We start from the raw sequence: 19,903 nt of genomic DNA, 5'->3' as shown, positions 1-19,903 counted from the left end.
CGCCGGCCGGAGGGGCCGCCGTCGGTCGGTCATCCGGTGACCCGGTCGGGAGCCTTATGCCGACTTCCGGCTACTGGCCGCGTATGAGAAGGTTGACGGCGCTCTTGCTGGTCGCGGGACTCGTGCTGACCGCCGGGTGTTCGGGGATCTCGGTCAGCGGGGATCGCATCGAGTTCGACGCCGGCCAGACGGTCGTCGACGAGGCCGCCGCGGCCGACGCGGGCTACGAACTGCAGGAATCGCGCACCGAGGAGCTGAACGAGACGGTCTCGCCGGCCGGCCGGGAGATGCAGATCGTCGTCCGGAACCACGTCGCCGTCTACGAGAAGACCGGCGGGCCCGAGGGGATGGCCGCCGCGAGCGTCGGCGTCGTGACGATGCCCGACGCCTCCGTCGCGGGCCGGAACCTCAACCCGGTCGCCAGCATGAACGAGACCGAGCTGCTCCAGCAGTTCGCCGGCGACACGGGCGGCTCCCTGGAGTTCGAGCGGCAGGAACGGTACACCGTCCGGACGCTCGGCGGCGAGGCGAACGTCACCGTCTACCGCGCGACCTCCGACGGCGACCAGCCGGACGCCTACGTCCACCTCCTGCGCGACTCGCCGTCGGGGAGCGACGACGCGGTGCTGGCCTACGCGATGTACCCGGTGCAGGCCGAGGAGATCGAACGCGACAACGTCGAAGAGATGCTGTCGTCGCTGGTGTACTCAGCGCCGGACGACTCGTAGCACAGCCGCGCCCGATTATTTTGCTTCGGAGTGCCTGACGTCGACCGCGACGCCGCGCGTCGACTCGACCATCGCCCGACCGTGGGCCGCCGCGCGGCCGACGGCGAAGGCCTTCGGCCCCTCGACGACGACCTCGTCGCCGGGCCGGATGGACTCGTCGGCGTCGACGATTCCTGGCGCGAGGACGCTCCCGCTGGGGACGAAGGCGTCGATCTCGACGCGCTTCGTCGGCGCGTCGCTGTCGATCCAGGCGCGGGCGCCGGCGCGGGTCAGCGAGAGGGTCCCGTACTGCGGGACCATCGTCGCCAGTTGCTCGCCGTCCGGATCTTTCACGCGGAGCTTCGGGTATCGGCCCTCGGTCTGGGAGTCCGGGCCGAACACCTCGTCGCCGGCGCCGTCGCCGAACTGGAAGTCCGCGATGGCCCGGACGATCGACGACTCCCGCTCGCTCTTGTAGTAGCTGTCCACGCCGTCGAGAGCGGCCTCGAGGTTCGCCAGCGAGGCCTCGGTCGTCGGGTGCTCCTCGACGGTGTACTCGAAGTCGATCCCCAGCGACTCCTCGACCCGCTCGCAGATCTCCCGGTAGCCCTCCCCGGGGACGTGGGCGATGTGCCGGTCGTAGTCGGCGCGCTCGAGGTACCGCTCGAGGACGGCGGCGACGAACTCGATCTCCGAGGCCGTCCAGTTGCCCGTGACGACGCTGTCGTAGTGCTGGGCCGGGTAGGTCGTCTCCAGTTCGCTCGGCACGACGCCGATGGGCGAGGTCATCGAGACGACGTGGCCGCGGAACTGGACGGCTCGCATGAACTGCTCGTGGCTCTGGGACTCGCTGTAGGGTTTCGTCGCCGAGCAGGGCAGGAGCACGAGCGGTGCGTCCAGCCGCCGGCGGTAGCGGCTCGTCACGCGGTCGGCGAACCGCTGGATCTCGACGCGGCGGAGCGCGTCGTCGGTCGCGGCCAGCAGCTCGTTGCGACGGAAGACGGGCGTCCGCTCCTCGAGGTAGCCGTACTGCTGGTCGAGGCGGCGGAACGTCGCGGTCAGCCACGCCTCGTGGCGGGCCTGCCCCTCGACGTAGTCGCGGAGGCTCCCCTCGGCGATGCGGTGGCGGACGCGAGCGAGTTCCGCGCGGAGGGCGTTGGCGTTGTGGTCGGCGCAGTCGGCCCGCGTGAACTCCTCGACGGGCGTGCGGCAGGCCTCGCAGGCGCAGGGCAGCTCCTCGAGGTCCTCGAGGAACTCCTCGCCGTCGGTGGCGAGGTAGAACCCCTCAAGGCCGCGCGCCCGGGCGCGCTTCTCGTCGAGCAGGTCGACGCCGGCGTAGACGAGCGTGGCGGCGTTGGCGGGGGTTGCGACCCCCGAGAGGTAGAGTGCGGTGTCGTCGGGGATGGCGTCCTTCACTCCCAGGAGGGCGTCGACGAACGCCTCGGCGTGGCCGGCGTAGCCTGACGCGCCGGCGAGGACGTACGCGTCGGCGCCGTAGTCGGCGGCGGTCCCCGGCGAGACGACGACGGCGCTCGGATAGTCGACGTCGGGGTAGTCGACGCCGAAGGCCTCCTCGACGGGCGGCTCCGTCCCCGGCGGCAGCGACCGGTGGGGCAGCACCGTCAGCGTCGACTCGTCGCCCGCCGGCGCGTCCTGCGCTTCGTGCCACAGGCTGCCGGCGTCCTCGACGACGCCGTCGACGAGCGCGGGCGTGTCGCAGGGCTCCGCGAGGCGCAACTCGCCGCGGCGGGCGGCGGCGTCGCGGGCGTGGACCTCGAAATACTCGGTCATGCGTCCTGCTCGTCGTCCGCCGGGTAATCCTCCTTCGGTTCGTCGCGCGGCGGCGCGCTGTCCTCGCCGAGTTCGAGCGTCTCGACCGACTCGGGCAGCGCCGCGAGCGTGCGGTCGGGCCACCGCCAGTGGGCGACGCTGAACTCGACGTCGGGGTTGGCCTCGACCAGCCGGCGGACGCCGTCGGCGGCCGCCTCGCGGGCGTCGCGGTCCGGCCGCTCCGGCAGTTCCGCGGTCAGGGGGTAGCTGTCCGACAGCGCCGGCGGGACGGGGCCGAACGGCGGCCGGAGCCGCCAGGTCTCGTCGTACCGGCTGTTGTTGCCGCCCTCCGACAGCAAAACGCGGTCGCCGTCGACGGCGAGGCGCCCGAGGCGGTCGTGGTGCCGGCGGATCTCGGGGCGGCGTGCCGACTCGTTCGAGAGGTAGAAGAACGACCCCTTCGAGACGGGGTCGGACCGCTCGAGTTGGTCGGCGTGGTCCAGCAGCGCCCGGTAGCCGTCGAGCATCGCCGGGTGGCCGCGCGCGCGGCGCTCGACGAGTTCGAGGAGGTTGCCCTTCCGGATGGCCTGCTTGACGGTCCGGAGCTCCTGATAGCTGACGTGGAGGTTGTGGCGGGCGAGCAGCTCCTCCCGGCGGTCCTCGCCGGCCGCCCGGAGGTCCGTCGCCGAGTGCTCGGCGCAGATCGGACACGAGCAGGGGAGGTAGTCGAGGTCCTCGAGGTGCTCGGTGCCGGAGACGGTGAGGTAGCGGTCGTCGCGGGCGTACAGGGCGTAGGCGGCGGAGTCGAAGAGGTCGCAGCCGGCGGCGACCGCGAGGGCGAACATCATGGGGTGGCCGGCGCCGAAGAGGTGGACCGGGGCGTCGGCGCCCAGCCCGCGCTTGGCGGCCATGACCACGTCGACCATCTCGGCGTACCGGTAGTCGTTCATCAGCGGGACGACCGCGCCGACCGGGAAGACGTCGAGGCTCGTCCCGTAGGCGTGCTCGGCGGCCGACTCCCGGAGGTCGGCGTAGGTCGACCCCTGGACGGGCGCGTTGACGAGCATCTCGCCGACGTCGACGGACTCGGCGGCCTCGAGGCGCCCCTGGGTGGTCTCGAGTTCGGTCTCGGCCCGCTCGCGGCCGACGTCCGACGGCGTCGGGACGTCGATGGGCGTGCCGATGTCCGAGCCGATCTCGTGCTGGAACCGGAGGATCTCCTCGTTCGTCACGGTGATCTCGCCGTACTCCGAGAGCTGGAAGGAGCCGGAGTCGGTCATGATGGCGCCCGAGAAGTCCAGCAGGTCGTGGAGGCCCTCCTCGAGGGCGCGCTCGCGGTAGTCGTCGCTCTTGAAGAAGATGTAGCCGTTGGTGATGAGGATCCGGGCGCCGAAGTCCGCCTCCAGGGTCGCCGGCTCCACCGTCCGGATGTGGGGGTTGATGACCGGCAGCAGCGCCGGCGTCTCGACGGTGACGCCCGCGCGGGGGACCTCGAGGTCGCCGATGCGGCCGGCGCCGTCGACGTCCCGGAGCTCGAAGATGTCGCGCATGACCCGTCGTTCCGGGGGGACGGCGGTAAGGGTTACGAGGCGGCGACGAGGTGCTGGACGACGAGGACGGCCGCCGTCGACAGCCTGAAGGGGGACGGCGGCCGAGCAACGGGCATGCAGTGGCGACTGTTCGCCAACCTCGCGGAGACGGTCGGCGCCAAGCGCGTCAACGTCCCCGCCGAGGCCGGCGACACGTTCGGCGACGCCTTCGAGCAGCTCCTGGAGGCCCACCCCGAACTCGAAGACGAGGTGCTGGACGACGAGGGCGACCTCCGCGACCACATCCGCGTCCTCCGGAACGACCACAACCCGTTCGTGAAGGACGACGGGTTCGACACCGTCCTCGAGGACGGCGACGAGCTGGCGCTGTTCCCGCCGGTCAGCGGCGGCGCCCGGTAGGGCCGGCGCTGTTCGCTGATCGTCGGCCACGTGGGCCCCGACGTGGTGAACGAGGGCCTCAGTAGCGGGTCAGGTCCCGCTCGAGGACGAAATCTGGCTCTTCGGAGACGTCGACGCGGGCGTAGGCGGCGTCGGAGACGTGCCGCGGCGTCTCGGGGACGACCATCCGGCACTGCTCGGCGCCCTGCTCGGCGGCGTCGCGGGCGACCGCCGCGGCCAGCGAGCGCAGCGTCTCGTGGTCGTCCCACGCGCCGACGCCGTACTCGGCCCACGTCTCTGTCTCACCGCCGCCGTCCTCGTCGTCGACCTCGCGTTCGAACGTCCGCGTCCGGTAGGTCATCCCGCGGGCCCGGTCGTCGTCCGCGACGACGAGGGTCTCCTCGGCCGCCTCGAGTCGCTCCCTGGTCACCTCGGCGAGCGCCCACGACTCCTCGAGGTCGAGTCCAAGGCCGACGAGTTCGCGGTAGGCGTCGCTGCCGTGGAAGACGCGCCAGGCGAGCGCGGGGTCGGAGCGGACGTCGAGGTCGGGGGCGGCCGCCGGGTCCGGCTCGGGTTCGACCCAGCGGAACTCACAGAGCGGTTCGAACCCGACCGCGCGGGACTGTCCCAGGCCCGCGGCGTTCCACGAGAACACCATGTTTCGGCAGACGGTCGCGCCCTGGTCGGCCGCCCACGCGAAGACCGCCTCGCTGAGCGCCTCGCTGACGTCGGCGCCGCGGTATTCCGGGTGGACGCGCATCCCCTGTGCCCACCCCTCGTCGTCGGAGAGCAGCGCGCCCTGGCAGATGCCGACCGGGTCGCCGTCGAGCGTGGCGACGAAGGTCCGCTGTGTCGGCCCGTCGGATTCGACCCAGTCGTCGAAGACCCGCGGGATGTAGTCGCCGCCGAGTTGCGGCCAGGTGTCGCTGGTGAACGCGACGACGGCCTCGCGGTCGTCGAGGCGGGCCTGGCGGACGTCGACAGCGTCGGCGCTGTCGGAGGTTCCGGCCATCGCCGGTCAGGTCCAGGGGACCGACCGCTCCTGCAGTTCGCCGGCGACGGGCCGGCGCATCGTCTCGGCGACGCTCTCGACGTTCGCGAGCGCCCACATCAGCTTGACGTACGCCGTCCCGGGCAGCGTGTCGCCGGCCTCGACGACGCCGGCCTCCAGGAGGTCCCGACCGGTGTCGTAGACGCGGTCGCAGACGCGACCCTCGAGACACTGGCTCGTCATCACGACGGTCGTCCCCTCGTCGGTGAGTTCGTCGATGCGGTCGATCCACTCGGTGTTGACGTGGCCGAGGCCGGTCCCTTCGAGGACGACGCCCGAGGCGTCCTCGGCGACGTCGAGGTAGTCCGGCGAGGTCCCGGGGACGAACTTCACGAGTTCGACGTCGGTCGCGAGGTCAGTCGTCAAATCGAGGTCGGCGGCGCCGCGGTCGGCGACCGGCCGGCGGAACGACACCGCGCCGCTCTCCCACTCGACCTCCCCGACCGGCTCCGCGCCGACGGTCTCGAAGGCGTCCCGCCGGGAGGTGTGGTTCTTCCGGACGCGCGTGCCGCGGTGGAGCGCGCAGACGTCGTCGGACTCGGTGGCGTGCATGCAGACGAGCACCTCGGAGTGGTCGGCCGTCGCGGCCTCGACGGCGCAGACCGCGTTCATCACGTTGTCCGAGGAGGGGCGGTCGGCGGAGCGCTGGCTGCCGGTGAAGACGACCGGCACCGGCGTGTCGAGCAGGAACGACAGCGCCGAGGCGGTGTACTGCATCGTGTCGGTGCCGTGCATGACGACGACGCCGTCGGCGCCGCGCTCGATCTCCTCGTGGACGGCCTCCGCGAGGTCGACCCAGACCTCGGGCGTCATGTTCTCCGAGAGGATGTTGGCGACGACGCGGCCGCGGTAGTTCGCCCGGCCGGCCAGCTCCGGGACCGCCCGGAGGACGTCCTCGGCGTCGAACTGCGCCGTGACGGCGCCCGTCCGGTAGTCGACCGTCGAGGCGATGGTCCCGCCCGTCGAGATGAGCGCGACGGTCGGCAGGTCGTCCTCGAAGGTGATCTCGGAGGTGCCCTCGGCGTCCTGGGCGCCCTCGACGTCGTAGGTGTCGGTCTCCAGTACCTCGACCTCGGCGTCCGCCCGGTCGACGCCGACGTTGTAGCCGCCCTCGAGCTTGACGACGAGGTGGTCGGCGCTCGTCGAGGGCATGAGCACGCCCTCGTAGGTGGCGGCGCCGCGGTCGACGCGCACGCGGTCCCCTGGGTTCATGGCAGCGCCTACCGGCCGCGGTGACTTCAATTACGTCATTTCCTGGGAAAGACGGATATCGCTGGGACCGTAGCACTCCGACATGAGCCGCGACCGGACCCGGACGACCGACCGTTCGGGGAGTTCCACCGACGGCGACCCCGTGACCGACTTCGACATCGGACTCGACGAGGAGGTCGGCGCGAGCGACGACCGGAGCCGCGCGCAGAGCGGCCTCCGGGGCCGCGCGGCGAGCCGCGCGACGTCGCTGTTCGCTCCCCGGCGGTTCCTCCTGGCGCTCGCCCTCTCCGTCGTCGGGTTGCTCGGCGCCAACGCCGTGGTCCCGCTCCCCGGGTCGGGGCTGCTCGGCGTCTTCCTCGCGACGTTCCTGTTCGGGTTGCTCCTCGAGGAGCGCCGCTACGCGGAGGCGGCCGCTGCCGGCGCCGTCACCGTGGGCGCGAGTTTCCTCCTCGACTACGCCGTCGTCGCGTTCCTCGGCAGCATCGGCCCGTCGCTGGCGCTGGTCGGCGTCGCGCTCGGGGGCGTCGTCGGCCTCGCAGGCACGTACTTCGGGCGGGACCTCAGGCACGGGTTGACGCAGGATATCCCCTGAATCGACCGGGAACGGTCGGCGACGCCGCCCGAGCGCCGACGAAGAACATGTTCGGCAGAAGGCCGTTCTCCCGACGAGCCGTACCCTCCGCGCATGTCCGACAGTTCCCTGTTCACGCGGGAGACGCTCGGCGACGTGCTCGTCAACCTGGTGCCCCTCGGCGTGCTCGCGGGTTTCGTCGCGATGTTCCTCCTCGCGAGCCCGTACGCGAAGGACCCGGTGTACACGACGGTCCAGCTATCGCTCGTCGCGATCCCGGCGGCCATCCTGCTGGTGCTCACCTACTACGCGCTGAAGGCGGTGAACGCGGCGGAGCGCGAGGCGGGCGAGGACCTGCACCCGGGCTACTCCGACCGCGACGCCGAGGCGGTCCGGACGGCCGGCGACGACTGAGCTACGCGAGGTGCCACTCGTCGCCGTCGGCCTCGACGACGCCGTGGGCCGACAGCCCCTCCAGGGCGTCGGCGACCACGTCCGGCGGCGCGTCGACCCGGTGGCTGAGCTCCTCGGGGGTGGCCGGCCCGGTCGCCAGCCCGCGGATCAACTCGGCGTAGAAGCGGCCGTCGACGCCCTCGAAGTGGGCGCTGATCCGGTCGAGCGTGTCGATGAGCCGCCCCTGGACCCACCGCTGGGCCATCGATAGCTCGTTCTCGAGGCGTTCGAGCCGCTGGAGGTCGGCCGCCAGCGCGGAGAGGTTCTCCGGGCCCTCTTCGGCGTCGGCCCCGGTGGAATCGCCATCCTTGATTGGATCGTCGTCCCCGGTAGTGTCGACGTCGCCCGCGGGCTCCGGACCCTCCGTATCCGGCATCGTCTCGATCTCGTCGGCGTCTGTCGGCGGCTCGGTAGCGTCGTCGGGGGCGTCGTCCTCGTCGTCGCCCGCGACGCGCTTGACGTCCAGCGAGACGTACCGCCACGAGGTGATGTCGAGGTCGGGCGAGGCGGAGTAGGCGCTTTTCGTCCCGAAGTCGTACGGCGAGACGTTCACCTCCAGGCGGAGGTTGCGCGCGATCGAGAAGTACTTCCGACGGCCGTCGTCGACGTGGGACTCGACGAGGCCCGCCTCCTCGAGCTTCCGCAGGTGGTCGATGACGGCCTTCGGACTCACCCCGAGGTACTCGCTGATTTCGGTGACGTAACAGGGTTTCCGGGCGAGCAACCGCAGGATGCGCCTCCGGTTCTCGTTGCCCAGCAGGTCCAGAAGTGCCGCCGAATCCATCAGCCCCCCCTTGGGGACGTGGACGAAAAAGGGTGACGCGAGGCGTCGCGCCGGTTATCGGTCGTCGCTGTCGGCCTGCGGGCCGCCCTGGCCGTTTCCGCGCTCGTCGTTCGGGGAACCGTCACTTCCCGACTGGTCGGAGCCCTGGCCACCGTCGGCCCGGTCGTCATTTCCCGAGTCGTTATCCGTCGAACTTTCATTTCCCGAGTCGTCACTCGCCGAGCTCTCGTTTCTCGACTCGTTCGTTCCCGATCCATCGGCTCCCGAATCGCTGGCTCCGGAGCTCTCATTTCCCGTCTCGTTTGATTCCGAGTTATCGTTGCCCGTCTCGTTAGCTTCCGAGCTCTCGTTTCCCGTCTCGTTCTCCGGCGGGCCGGCGTCGTCGGGTCGGCCGCGGTCCCGGTCACTCGAGTTCGGGCCCGATCCGTTACCGGGTTCGCCGGCACCGATGTTGACGGGCAGTCCGGACCCGTTCGAACGGTTCGTGGACGGTCCGTCGGCTTGACTGCCGTTCCGTCCCGGCACGTCGGTCGGCGGGCCGCGCTCGCCGGCTGAGCGTCCACTGACGCTCCGCGCCAGTTCGGCCACCTCGGAGCCGCGGAGGTCGCGGGCGCTCGTCCGGATCTCGTTCAGCGACTCGGTGTCCACGCCGGACGCCTGTGCGGCTCGCTCGGTCCCGTTGACGGACCGTTCGAGGTTGGAGGCGCCGACGGTGACGTGGACGGCCAGCGCCCGGTCGCGGATGTCGGCCCCGTCGTCGGCGGAGATCTGCGACCGGCGCTCCTCGAGTCTGGCCTGTCGTTCCTGGAGGCGTTCCTGCCGCCGTTCGACGAGCTCGCGGCGCTCATCGGGGTCCTCCGTCCGGTTCATGGCGGCGTTGAACATGCCGTCGTCGACCTCGCCTTCGGCTTCTGCGCTGCTGGCCTGCATGAACGAGGAGATCTCGGCCCCGAAGGAGCCGTTGGCCTCGTTCCCGGTGTCGGCCTGGGTCGTCGCGCCGACGCCGCCGGCCGCCATGACGGCGACGGCGACGAGCGCCACGAGCACTCCAGCGCTCACAGCGATGCGTTTCATCACCGGATACTCAGACGTACTCCCCGTAAAAACCCACCCTCCGTTCGATTCGTTCATCCGCTCGCGAGACTAGCGCAGATCGTCCAATAGCGTTCAACTGGGGATCTCGTCGCGTTATTCTGGGTTAGCGGTCATCCCCGGGCTGTACTGGCAAATCTCTCTGATAGCACTACGATAAGTCAGGTACCCACTTCTAATGAGGTGGGCTTGTCAGTGGACTCCTGGTCTGGCCGTCAATGACGGCAGGCCTAAACTTGCCGTTCCCATTCAGCGTCCCTGACTTCAGCGCAACCTGACAGTTTGCGCGTCCAGCACCAGACATGTGCCAGTGCTGGACAAGCTGCCACCCGATATTCCGTGCAGCGTTATAGTCAGCATGAAGTTCCTTTCCGCACTTTAGACACTCGAACCTGTTACTCGTTCTATTCTTCTCATGGGTGAATCCACAAGCCGTGTGACTGCATCGCTGACTCGTATATGCCGGTGAAACCCTCTCCACGGAAATCCCGTTTGCTTCGGCTTTGTACTCAGTGAACCGTTGAATCGTGCGAAACGCCCACTGCTGGAACTTTGGGAGGTTCGAGATTCCGGTACGGATGCTCGCTAAATCCTCGAATGCGATTGCAGCACAGTCGTGTCGGCGAGCTTCCTGAACGATGGCTTTTGAAACTTGGTGGAGATACTCGTCACTCCATCGAGCAAACCGGTCACCAATCGACTGGATTGTAAGACGGGCTGACCGCGTACCGGTCTGCTGCAGGCGTCCGCGCCGCCGTTCGTACACAGCACGCTTGTGGTTGAGGTAATCCGCGTTGCCGAGAAAACGACCCGTACTCGTGACCGCAAGGTATCCGTCCACATTGAGATCAACACCGAGAACCACTCCGTTCTCGACCGTTGACGCAGCCGTCTCCAGTTCTTGCTCGACGGCGACGTGGAGATAGAATTCACCATCGCGCTTGTGGAGTGTCGCTTCCTTGCGCTCCCACTCATCGCGATCCCAGTACTCCGCGAATGGGGTACCCGTTTCGTCTTCCGGGATGACGTAGTGGGCGCGAACACGTCCATCAACGGTGGCGAGTGTGCAGTAATCGTCGTTGTATGTAATTGTGCGGCTGCCGTACACTATAACAGACCCACGGAATGTGGGCTTGCTCGTTTTCTTTCCGTCGAAAATGCGATCTTGGCAAGTTTTGAGCGCGTCGGCTGCGAGCCGTCGCGCCGATTGGACGTGATTCGAATGGAGGTCTGTCTGCTCACGGACCTCATCGTACGTGGCGGCATTGAGATCACCTTGGTCACTGATAATCTCGGTCGGTTCATCGGACCAGCCGTAGTCAGCAACGTGCTGGGCGGCACCGCGGAATTGCTCGAACGTCTCTTCGAGCACGTCATGAGTTTCTTCGGGCACTTCGAGTTTGACCTGGATGTTCCGAACGGCCGCCACACCTTCTCTGGGTGGGTGATGTTTTATAAACATTCGTTCGGCAGTAGGAGGTTGATTGTGGCATCAGCTGCGCCTTGTGTAACGGAATCAACCCCACGGATTTTCTCCCACGGCAAAAGCCGCGGGTTTCCGCGCGGCATTTCATGATTCCCGGCCAACCCTTATGTGTGTTACTCACTAACGTGGAACCAGCGGACATGTTCGAACCGTTCTCCCGAAGCTACTACCTGGGGCGGCTCTACGTCGAGCCGTACGCAGGAGACCGAGCAGTGATGCACGCCGAGCAACACGAGCAGGTCAACGACGAACTGTACGACGACCACCCGGGACCGCTAGTCATGAAGATCGGCACCGCCCACGTCCCCGTCCACGGGGCCGACGACGTCCCGGGTGGGACCGTCGCCCTGCCGGAGGCGGCGCTGTCGGCGACCGGCGTCGACAATCCGCCGACGCTCAGCGAGGTCCTGCTCGCGAAGGCCGACCGCGCGAGCCAGCTGCTCGGCCTGGCCACCGACGCCGACCCCTCGAACACCGAGCGGGCCGCGGGATTTTAGGCCCGGCCCGCCCTCGGTCCGCCGATGCTCGACGACCTCCTCGGCCGGACCGAACTGAAGGAACGCATCGAGGCCCTCGAGGAGGAGCGCGACAGCCTGGCGGCCCAGCTCGAGGCCGAGAGCGAGCGGCGCAGCGAGGCCGTCAGCGCCAGACAGGACGCCGAGGAGCGCGTCAACCGGCTGGAGGATCGCATCGCCGAGATGGAGGGCCGCCTCGCCGAGCGGGAGGAGACCGCCGACCTCGCGTTCCGCCGCGAGGAGTCGGTCCGCGGCCGCCGGCTCGAATCCGTCGTCTCGCGGCTGGAGTCATTCGAGAGCGACCCCGAGAGCGTCCTGTCGGCGTACGTCGAGGCTGGCGTCCCCGAGGACCTCGCGGACGTACTGGGTGACCGCGCCACGCTCGTCGACCGGGCCGCGCCGTGTCTGGTCTGGGCCGACGACGCCGGTCTGCTGGCCGTCGCCGCGCGCCCGCCCATCGACCCGGAGCCGTTCGTCGAGTGGGGTGACGCGCCCCGTGTAGACCGCGCGTGGCTCCAGCCGACGGGGCGGTTCGCGTTCGCGCTGGTCCGCTCGGACACCTTCGCCGTCGGCGTCTACGAGAGCGACGAACGCGTCGACTACGAGGGGTTCACGACCGACGTCAAGAGCGACCACTCGAAGGGCGGGTTCTCGCAGGCCCGGTTCGAGCGCCTGCGCGACGAGCAGATCGCCACGCACGTCGAGAAGTGCGAGGACGCGCTGGCCGACGTCGACGCAGACCGGCTGTACGTCGTCGGCGACCGCCGGCTCGTCGGCGAGTTCGACGCCGACGGGGAGGCGAGAGTCACCGCGGACGCGACGGCAGCCGTCGACGCGACCGGCGACCCGAAGGACGCGCTCGCGGACGCCTTCGACGACTTCTGGACGGTCCGGCTCTACGGGCTGTAACCCGAACCGGCACCGTCTCGCTCGGTACGCTTTGGCGACTATCGACGAGTGACCCGTGCCAGCAGTAGCGCACCCACGACGCCAGCCAGCGCCGCCAGCGGGCCGAACCCGGCGCCGTCGCTAGTGACCGCACGACCGGACTCGGCGAGGGAGCCGTCGTCCGTTGCGGTCACCGTCGTCTCCGCGGGCAGCGACCCCGACCGCGTGAGGTGTTCGATCTTCTCGGCGTCCCCCTCCGTCTGCGCCCCGAGACGTAGCTTCGGGTCGGCGGCGAACTCGCCGGTCCGGAAGCTCTCGGCTAAGCCGGTGGAGACGCCGGAGGCGTAGACGACCTCGTCGCCGACTCTGGTCAGCAGGCAGCGCTCGTCGGCGTCCATCCCCTGGAGGTTCGCGCCGAGCGGTTCGTCGACGTCGTAGTCGCAGGCGACGCCGTCCGCCTGTGTAAACCCGTACTCCTGCATCGACGCCTGGAACGATTCGGCGCCGGGCTCGGTCAGCTCAACGGGGACGTACGCTCGCTCCTGGGACTTCTGGACCGATTCCACCGTCGCCACGTCGTCGCCGGTCAGCACCAGCTCAGCAGTGGTGCCGTCCTTGGTCGGCACCGTCGCCCACAGCTCGACGCCGCGGACCGACGCCAGTTCCTTCGCCGTCTCGGCGTCGTCCCCGGGGTTGACGACGAGTCGGTCCTCCCGGACGGTCACGTTCGCTTCGACCCCGGCGGACTCGTAACGGGTCGAGAGCACAGAACCGAAGCGCTCTACTGTCGCGAGGGTGGGTCGGTCCCGGACGTCGTTCTCGCTGGCCTCGATCCCAGCTGCGTCGAGCGCATCGACGAACTCGGACGTCGAGACGTCGCCGACGAGTACCTCGACGGTGTTGGCGTCGGCGTCGGCCCGCACGTCTCGCCGGTCCACGTCCAGTTCGTCGACGAGGGCCGACTCGACCGCGGCGCCGTCGTCGACCGACGCCTCGACGTGCTGGCCGGCCGGGACGACCGCGAACTCGTCGTCCGCGTCGGCGACGGCCGGCGTCGCGGCCCCGGCCCCGACCAGCAGGAGCGCCGCCGCGACGGCGAGTCCCGCACGACCTGATACCATGTTGAAACGTTCGCGGCCAGTCCAAAGAACGTACCGGCGATCGTTACCCGTCGCTTCGGTCGTCGGGCTCGTCGCTCCGGCTACGCCGGTCGGCACTCCGGCCGCCCGTCTCACCCTCGCATTCGGACGCGGTGGCCTTCACGGCGACGGGGTTGACGGGCGCGCCGCTGGAGCGTTCGACGTTCAGCGGCGCGGTGGTGTAGAGGAACTCGTAGATTCCGTCCGAGGCGCACTGTTCGGCGAGGTCGTCGAGCCACAGGATCTCGTTGAGGTAGACGCCGAGGTTCCGGAGGAGCGCGCCGTGCAGCGGGATGACGAACGTCTGTTCCTCGCCGTCGACCTCGTGTCGCTGCATCACCTTCTCGACGGCGATGTTGTCGGCGCCGATCATGGGGAAGTCCATCTCCGCGATCCACTCGACGAGTTCCTCGCTGTAGACGAGCCCGGGCTCAGTCAGCGGGCTCCACTCGAGGTCGGGGTCGCGGGTTCGGGCCATCGCTCCGGTCCGCACGAAGACGATATCCCGCTCTCGGAACTGCGTCCCCTGGGCCTCCGCCGTCGCCTGGAGGTCGTCGTACGTGATTCCGTGTCCGAGCGGGAGTCGACCGTCCTCTCCCAGTTCCCGACCGACGTCCAGCAGGACGGCGCGTCCGACGATGCCCTCGTCGGCGGCGACGCCGATGCCGGCGCGTTCGTGGCCGCGCGTCTCGTCGACGGGGACCCGCTCGCCGTCCTCGATCTCGCAGCTCTCGACCGCCCGGTCGAACTGCTTCGTCGTCCCGGTGGTCGCGGCGTCGAACCCGTTGTAGATGCGGCTCTCATCGCCGTCGTCGGGTTCCGCGTACCAGGCGTGTGCGAGCGCGTCGACGTGGGTCGTCCCCTGGAGGAAGAGCTCGTTGATGAAGCGGTCGTCGGAGAACCGCATCCCGGCCTGCGGTTCCACCTCGCCGTCGCGATAGGAGCCCTCGTCCTGAACGTTGTTCCGACGGGCCGGCGCGCGGCCCGGGAACACCGGATCGCCCGTCTCCGACGTGGGGTCGGGTTCGGCTTCGGCCGGGTCGAAGATTATCTCACCCGTGAGCGGGACCTGTAGCGTGAACGTCTGGATGCCGCGTCTCCCGCCTCGCATCGCGGCCTTCATCCCGTCGAAGGCCTGCTCGCTTCCGAGCAGGTTGAGCGCGCCGAGTTCGTCGTCGTCGCCCCAGCGACCCCAGTTGTCGGGGGCGTCATTGAGCAACTCCCCGACGTCGCCGTAGTTTGTCTCCGCCTGGGCCGAGGCGGTGAACGAAGCCGGTCCGATGCCCGCCGCGGAGAGTGCCATCGCGGCGCCACAGCCTCGGACGAAGCCCCGCCTGTCGATTCCGTGCTGCTCGTCGTGGTCGCAGGTATGGTCGGTCATAGGTGTCTACCACGTTATGTGGTAGCAATCACCATCTCACGACCACCCCATAAATACGTTCACCTGGAAATTGCAATTAAGATACGGGAACTCGGGATTGGTTGTGACGATCCGACCAGGTCGGTCACGTACCGGAACCCGGTCACCGAGAGAAGGCGGCGGGCCGAACTGATGTGTTTATCCCGCCGGCCGCTCTCTCCGGGCGTATGCGCATCGCGATCCTCGCCCACGAGCAGTTCCCGGACCGCGCGAAGACGGCGGTCGGTGTCCTCCGGTACGGCGACCAGGAGGTCGTCGCCGTCCTCGACCGCGACTCGGCGGGCACGACCGTCGGCGACCACCTGCCCGACGTCGACGCCGACGATGTCCCCGTCGTCGAGGGCGTCGAGGACGCCCCCGCGTTCGACGCCCTCGTCATCGGCATCGCCCCCATCGGCGGCGGCTTCGACGAGTCCTGGCGTTCCGACGTCCGCGGCGCCATCGAGCAGGGCGCCGACGTCGTCTCCGGGCTGCACTACTTCCTCGAGAACGACGCCGAGTTCCGCAACCTCGCCGACGAGCACGGCGTCGAACTGCGCGACGTCCGGAAGCCCCCGGACGACCTCACCGTCGCCGACGGCGTCGCTCGCGACCTCGACTGCGAGATCGTCCTGACGGTCGGGACGGACTGCTCGACCGGCAAGATGACGACGACGCTGGAGCTGGTCGAGGCGGCCCGCGAGGCCGGCCTCGACGCGGGGTTCGTCCCGACCGGCCAGACCGGCATCGTGATCGCCGGCTGGGGCGTCCCCATCGACCGGACGATCAGCGACTTCACGAACGGCGCCGTCGAGCGGATGCTCGTCGAGCGGGCCGACGAGCACGACTACCTCTTCGTCGAGGGCCAGGGCTCCATCTTCCACCCGGCCTACTCCGCGGTCACCTGCGGCATCCTCCACGGCGCGATGCCCGACCACCTCGTCCTCTGCCACGAGGCCGGCCGGGAGGCGATCCATGGCTACGAGTCCTTCTCGATCCCCGACCCCGGCCGGGTGGCCGACCGGTACCTCGACCTCGCCGAGAACGTCGCGCCCGCGGAGCTGCTCGGCGGCGCGCTGAACACGTACGAACTCGACGACGACGAGGCCGACGCGGCCATCGAGGCATACGAGGAGTCCATCGGCGTCCCCGCGGTCGACCCGGTCCGGGACGGCGCCGAGGAGCTTATCGAGCAACTATGAACCCGAGCTTCGAGACGGTCGAGCTGGCCCTGGACGTCCCCTTCACCATCGCCCGCGGGACGACGACTACGACCGAGAACGTCGTCGTCGAGATCGAACACGAGGGGGAGACCGGCTACGGCGCGGCGGCGCCATCGCGGCACTACGGGGAGACGGCGGCGACGGTCGAGGCGCTGCTGCCAGAGCTCCTCGAGGTCGTCGCGTCCGTCAGCGACCCGCACGCGCGTCGCGAAATCCACGACCGGATGGACGAGGTAGCTAGGGAGAATCCGGCCGCGAAGGCCGCCGTCGACGTCGCACTCTGGGACCTCGCCGGGAAGCTCCTCGACCAGCCGGTCTACCGGTTGCTCGGGCTCTCAGCCGATTCCGATGGCTGTCCACCGACCTCGTTCACCGTCGGTCTCGACGACACGCGGGCGATGACCCGCCGGGCCCGCCAGGCCGCCGACGCCGGCTACCCGATTCTGAAGGTGAAACTCGGGACCGACCGCGACCTGCGGATCGTCGAGGCCATCCGCGCCGTCGCCCCAGACGTGACGCTGCGCGTCGACGCCAACGAGGCCTGGACGCCGACGGAGGCCGTCCGGAAGTGCGAGGCGCTGGCCGAGTACGGCGTCGAGTTCGTCGAGCAGCCGGTGCCCGCCGAGAATCCGTCGGGGCTCCGGCACGTCCACGAGCGCTCGCCGCTGCCAATCGCCGCCGACGAATCCTGCCTCACCGCCGACGACGTCCCGGCCGTCGCCGACCGCTGCGACGTCGCGAACCTGAAGCTGATGAAGACCGGCGGGCTCACGCCGGCCCTGGAGTTGATCCACGCCGGGCGAGCTCACGGGCTGGAGGTGATGTGCGGCTGCATGATCGAGACGAACGCCGCCATCGCCGGTGCCGCCCACCTGCTCCCGCTGCTCGACTACGCCGACCTCGACGGGTCGCTGCTGCTCGAGTCAGATTCCTTTGGCGGCATCGAGGTGACCGAAGGACAGTTCGATCTACAGAGCGTCCAGCATGGGACCGGCGCCACACCACGGTAGGCGAGGATTCCCGGTCGACCGCGTCAGAAGTCGCCGAGCGCGGACTGTTCTGCCGCTGCGAGGACGTCGTCGCAGGTCGACCACGAGGTCCGCGCGCAATCCGGGAGTTCGCCCGTCCTTTCGACGTGGTCGCGGAGGAACTCGCGGGTCGTCGGGTCGCTGGGGTAGCCGCTGCCGACGTCGCCGAACTCCTCGCTGAGCGCGACGACGTGTCGCTCCCGGGCGCTCTTGGCGACGATGCTCGCGGCGCCGACGAGTTCGTCCGCACCGTCGGCACCGTGTTCCGCGGCGACATTCACGTCGGCGTCCACCCGTTCGGCGACGCGAGCGGCGAACCGGTCGGCGTCGACGTCGCCCGCGTCACAGAGGCCCGCGTCGCCAACCTCGACGACCGCCGAGAGCGCCTCCGCGTGCGCGGCGACCGTGAGGTCGTTCATGTTCCCGTCGTCGATGCGGGTGGGGGTGATCTCCGCGAGGCCGACGGCGACGCGGTCGTCCGCGCGGAGCCGGTCAGCGAGGTCCTCGCGGGTCGCGTCGGTGAGCCGCTTGGAGTCGTCGATGCCGTCCGGGAGGGCCTCGAGGGGCGCCCTGACGGCCGCGGCGAACATCGACCCCAGGACGGGGCCCTTGCCGGCTTCGTCGACGCCGAACTTCACGAAGGAACGGATCGTCCGGTACGCTCTTGAACCGTTCGGTGACGTGCGCCCGGGCCGGCGTTCGATATGGGTCGAAACTGCCGATCAGCCGTCGTACACGTGTTCGATCACCGTCTCGCCGGCGTCGTCGGTGACGTAGATGGTGTCTCCGCCGTTGTTCCAGACGGCCCGGCCCGACCCCCAGTAGAGATCGTCCTCGGTATCCGAGCCGCTCCCGGTGTAGATGGTCACCGAATCGCCCGCCCCGAGCGTGAACCCGGACGGGAACTGGTAGGTGTGGTCGGCCTGGTCCGATAGGGTCCAGCCGCTCATGTCGATCGCGCTCTCGCCGTCGTTGGTGAACTCGACGTACTCGTCGTTGAGGTTCTCGTGGTCGTTGCCGTCCGCGTCGGCGTGGACGCCCGAGACGGTCAGCGACCCGGACTGCTGGCCGCCGTCCGGTGCCGCGGTCGGCGTCGACGTGTCCGTGGCATCGTAGTTCCAGACGCCGACGTCGCCGTTCTGCGCCTGCGATTCGGCGGCCTCATACGTCGAGCGCTGCGTGAACTGCGTGTCGTACATCCGCGCGTAGCCGTCCTCGATCAGCCGCAGGTTGAACGATGTGTCCGCGGATTCCGACTGCGAGGCGTAGACGAGCAGCCGATCGTAGGTGCCGCGACGGTCGGACTCGGAGTCCGTCTCGATGTAGATCTCCTCGCCGGCGAGGTGGTCCTCCGCGTAGGCGGTTGCATCGTTACCCCACGACGTGAGCCACGCTCGGCCGTCCGAATTATCGGGGATGCCCTCCCACTCGTCGGGGCTCGTCTCCGAGGCGCTCGTCTCGGGGGTATCGACGCCGAGCAGCCGGATCGTGTCCTGACTGCCGTCCGGCATCCGGACCTCCATCGTGTCGCCGTCGATCACCTGGATTACGTCGACGGTCCACGACGACTGCTGTTCCGGTTGGGCCGTCGCGGTCGGCGTGGGCGTGGGCGTCGCGGTCGGCGTTGGTGACGAGGTTGGAGTCGCCGTCGCGGTACTGGACGGCGTCGCTGTCGCAGCAGGAGCCACCGCTGGAGTTCCTGTCTCAGGTGATTCTGTGGTCGCAGTCTGCGTCTGCATTGGCGTCTGGTCGCCTGCTGCTGCTGGCGTCGTTGCTCCGGTAGTATTGGTCGTCGCGTTGGGGTCGGCTGTCGCCGAGGGAGTCGGTGCCTCGGTCGCGTTGGATTCGACAGTCGGGGTGGGCGTCGCCGTCGAGTCGACGTCGCCACAACCGGCCAACAGGAGCACGCAGACGAGCGCGAGGAGGGGCCATCGCATGATGGCCCACCTTTCGTGACACCGTAGTAGTGCCTTATTTCGAATTCGGTTCGATTGGCTAGGGACTGCGAAACCAGTGTGGGAGAAGGAGAGCGGATCGAGGGATGTCAGTTGGGCCGCTCAGTGCAGCGCCGAAAGTGCGGTCTTGAACTCGTCGTCGTCGAACTGCTCGGCGAGATCCGCGGTCTCGTCGCGAAGCTTGTCAATCTGGGCCAGCAGGTACTGGTACTGCGGGTCGTCCTCGAGCTCCTCGCGGTCGTGCTGGTTCTCGAGGGCGATCTGTTTGGAGATGGCCGCGAACAGCTCGCGGACGTTCTCGTCGTAGACGCGCCGGTGCAGGAGGTGGTCGACGAGCTCGTAGATGTCGTCCTCGCGGATGGGCTTCGTGATGTAGGCGTCGAAGCCCATGTCGACGACGTCGACGTCGGGCTCGACGGCGGTGACCATCGCGACCTGCACGTCGGGCTTGCGGTCCCGGAGGAGCGGGAGGACGGCGTCGCCGTCCATCCCGGGGAGCTGCCGGTCCAGCAGGACGATCTCGACGTCCTCGTCGAACTTCTCGAGGGCCTCCGACCCGTCGTGTGCGACCCGTACTGGGTAGTTCTGCTCCAGCCAGCCGCTGTACAGGTCCGCGAGTTCTGGCTCGTCCTCGACGACGAGAATGACGTCTTTGCTCATGGAAGGATGCGAACGGCGTTCGTGGTTTATGCACCGCAATGG

General features: G+C 69.0%; 20 protein-coding genes. 8 read left to right on the top strand and 12 right to left on the bottom strand.

Annotation, left to right across the window (positions count from 1 at the left end; translation table 11 throughout):
• The first annotated feature begins 83 nt into the window (after positions 1 to 83).
• Positions 84 to 728 (top strand): DUF6517 family protein, encoded by a 645-nt coding sequence (locus HWV07_RS18025; RefSeq protein WP_178335653.1) that lies wholly within the window; start codon positions 84 to 86, stop codon positions 726 to 728.
• Between the two features lie 15 nt (positions 729 to 743).
• Here HWV07_RS18025 and arcS read toward each other — a convergent pair whose 3' ends face one another.
• Positions 744 to 2,498: an archaeosine synthase subunit alpha gene (gene arcS / locus HWV07_RS18020; protein WP_178335652.1), complete on the bottom strand. Its 1,755-nt coding sequence runs from the start codon at positions 2,496 to 2,498 to the stop codon at positions 744 to 746.
• Positions 2,495 to 4,027 (bottom strand): tRNA guanosine(15) transglycosylase TgtA, encoded by a 1,533-nt coding sequence (tgtA, locus tag HWV07_RS18015; RefSeq protein ID WP_178335651.1) that lies wholly within the window; start codon positions 4,025 to 4,027, stop codon positions 2,495 to 2,497. The genes arcS and tgtA overlap by 4 nt, the downstream gene beginning before the upstream one ends.
• A gap of 114 nt (positions 4,028 to 4,141) precedes the next feature.
• On the opposite strand from tgtA, the gene HWV07_RS18010 reads away from it, so the two are divergent.
• The gene (locus HWV07_RS18010) at positions 4,142 to 4,426 is read left to right on the top strand and encodes a ubiquitin-like small modifier protein 1 (protein WP_178335650.1); all 285 of its coding nucleotides are present in this window, start codon (positions 4,142 to 4,144) and stop codon (positions 4,424 to 4,426) included.
• A gap of 58 nt (positions 4,427 to 4,484) precedes the next feature.
• Here the strand turns inward: HWV07_RS18010 and HWV07_RS18005 are convergent, their stop codons facing one another.
• Complete coding sequence (locus tag HWV07_RS18005; protein ID WP_178335649.1) at positions 4,485 to 5,417, bottom strand: GNAT family N-acetyltransferase; 933 nt, start codon at positions 5,415 to 5,417, stop codon at positions 4,485 to 4,487.
• Between the two features lie 6 nt (positions 5,418 to 5,423).
• Entirely contained in the window at positions 5,424 to 6,668 is a 1,245-nt protein-coding gene (gene gatD, locus HWV07_RS18000) for a Glu-tRNA(Gln) amidotransferase subunit GatD (RefSeq protein WP_178335648.1), read from the bottom strand.
• An 82-nt stretch (positions 6,669 to 6,750) separates the two neighbouring features.
• Between gatD and HWV07_RS17995 the strand changes: the two genes are divergently transcribed.
• Positions 6,751 to 7,260, top strand: a complete 510-nt coding sequence (locus HWV07_RS17995) for a hypothetical protein (protein ID WP_178335647.1) — start codon at positions 6,751 to 6,753, stop codon at positions 7,258 to 7,260.
• Between the two features lie 93 nt (positions 7,261 to 7,353).
• On the top strand, positions 7,354 to 7,653 hold the full coding sequence (locus tag HWV07_RS17990; protein WP_178335646.1) for a DUF6684 family protein: 300 nt from the start codon (positions 7,354 to 7,356) through the stop codon (positions 7,651 to 7,653).
• A 1-nt stretch (position 7,654) separates the two neighbouring features.
• On the opposite strand, the gene HWV07_RS17985 is transcribed toward HWV07_RS17990, so the two are convergent.
• From HWV07_RS17985 to HWV07_RS17975, 3 genes are all read right to left on the bottom strand, one after another.
• Positions 7,655 to 8,476 (bottom strand): ArsR/SmtB family transcription factor, encoded by an 822-nt coding sequence (locus HWV07_RS17985; protein WP_178335645.1) that lies wholly within the window; start codon positions 8,474 to 8,476, stop codon positions 7,655 to 7,657.
• A 54-nt stretch (positions 8,477 to 8,530) separates the two neighbouring features.
• The gene (locus HWV07_RS17980) at positions 8,531 to 9,550 is read right to left on the bottom strand and encodes a hypothetical protein (RefSeq protein ID WP_178335644.1); all 1,020 of its coding nucleotides are present in this window, start codon (positions 9,548 to 9,550) and stop codon (positions 8,531 to 8,533) included.
• Between the two features lie 193 nt (positions 9,551 to 9,743).
• Positions 9,744 to 10,997, bottom strand: a complete 1,254-nt coding sequence (locus tag HWV07_RS17975) for an RNA-guided endonuclease InsQ/TnpB family protein (protein WP_178335643.1) — start codon at positions 10,995 to 10,997, stop codon at positions 9,744 to 9,746.
• A 197-nt stretch (positions 10,998 to 11,194) separates the two neighbouring features.
• On the opposite strand from HWV07_RS17975, the gene HWV07_RS17970 reads away from it, so the two are divergent.
• Both HWV07_RS17970 and HWV07_RS17965 read left to right on the top strand, forming a co-directional pair.
• A complete protein-coding gene (locus HWV07_RS17970; RefSeq protein ID WP_178336098.1) occupies positions 11,195 to 11,551 on the top strand; it encodes a DUF5802 family protein in 357 nt (118 codons plus the stop codon).
• 24 nt (positions 11,552 to 11,575) lie between these two features.
• The gene (locus HWV07_RS17965; protein WP_178335642.1) at positions 11,576 to 12,478 is read left to right on the top strand and encodes a Vms1/Ankzf1 family peptidyl-tRNA hydrolase; all 903 of its coding nucleotides are present in this window, start codon (positions 11,576 to 11,578) and stop codon (positions 12,476 to 12,478) included.
• Positions 12,479 to 12,516: 38 nt separating this feature from the next.
• Here HWV07_RS17965 and HWV07_RS17960 read toward each other — a convergent pair whose 3' ends face one another.
• Positions 12,517 to 13,578, bottom strand: a complete 1,062-nt coding sequence (locus tag HWV07_RS17960) for a preprotein translocase subunit SecD family protein (RefSeq protein WP_178335641.1) — start codon at positions 13,576 to 13,578, stop codon at positions 12,517 to 12,519.
• Positions 13,579 to 13,621: 43 nt separating this feature from the next.
• Positions 13,622 to 14,977 carry a cyclase family protein gene (locus tag HWV07_RS17955; protein WP_178335640.1) on the bottom strand — a complete coding sequence of 452 codons (1,356 nt, stop codon included), beginning with the start codon at positions 14,975 to 14,977 and terminating at the stop codon, positions 13,622 to 13,624.
• 206 nt (positions 14,978 to 15,183) lie between these two features.
• Here HWV07_RS17955 and HWV07_RS17950 point away from each other — a divergent pair, with 206 nt between their 5' ends.
• Together HWV07_RS17950 and HWV07_RS17945 are read left to right on the top strand one after the other, a co-directional pair.
• On the top strand, positions 15,184 to 16,197 hold the full coding sequence (locus HWV07_RS17950; RefSeq protein WP_178335639.1) for an N-acetyltransferase DgcN family protein: 1,014 nt from the start codon (positions 15,184 to 15,186) through the stop codon (positions 16,195 to 16,197).
• Entirely contained in the window at positions 16,194 to 17,228 is a 1,035-nt protein-coding gene (locus tag HWV07_RS17945) for a dipeptide epimerase (protein ID WP_178335638.1), read from the top strand. Before HWV07_RS17950 ends, HWV07_RS17945 begins: the two co-directional genes overlap by 4 nt.
• Positions 17,229 to 17,251: 23 nt before the next feature.
• Here HWV07_RS17945 and rnhB read toward each other — a convergent pair whose 3' ends face one another.
• The 3 genes from rnhB to HWV07_RS17930 all read right to left on the bottom strand — a co-directional run bounded on the left by rnhB (position 17,252) and on the right by HWV07_RS17930 (position 19,861).
• Entirely contained in the window at positions 17,252 to 17,884 is a 633-nt protein-coding gene (gene rnhB / locus HWV07_RS17940) for a ribonuclease HII (protein ID WP_178335637.1), read from the bottom strand.
• Positions 17,885 to 17,968: 84 nt separating this feature from the next.
• Entirely contained in the window at positions 17,969 to 18,787 is an 819-nt protein-coding gene (locus HWV07_RS17935; RefSeq protein ID WP_211694173.1) for a lamin tail domain-containing protein, read from the bottom strand.
• Positions 18,788 to 19,303: 516 nt separating this feature from the next.
• Positions 19,304 to 19,861, bottom strand: a complete 558-nt coding sequence (locus tag HWV07_RS17930; RefSeq protein ID WP_178335635.1) for a response regulator — start codon at positions 19,859 to 19,861, stop codon at positions 19,304 to 19,306.
• Positions 19,862 to 19,903 lie beyond the last annotated feature (42 nt).

Source organism: Natronomonas salina, from assembly GCF_013391105.1.
Lineage (GTDB): Archaea > Halobacteriota > Halobacteria > Halobacteriales > Haloarculaceae > Natronomonas > Natronomonas salina.
This window is presented reverse-complemented; position numbering and strand designations above follow the sequence as displayed.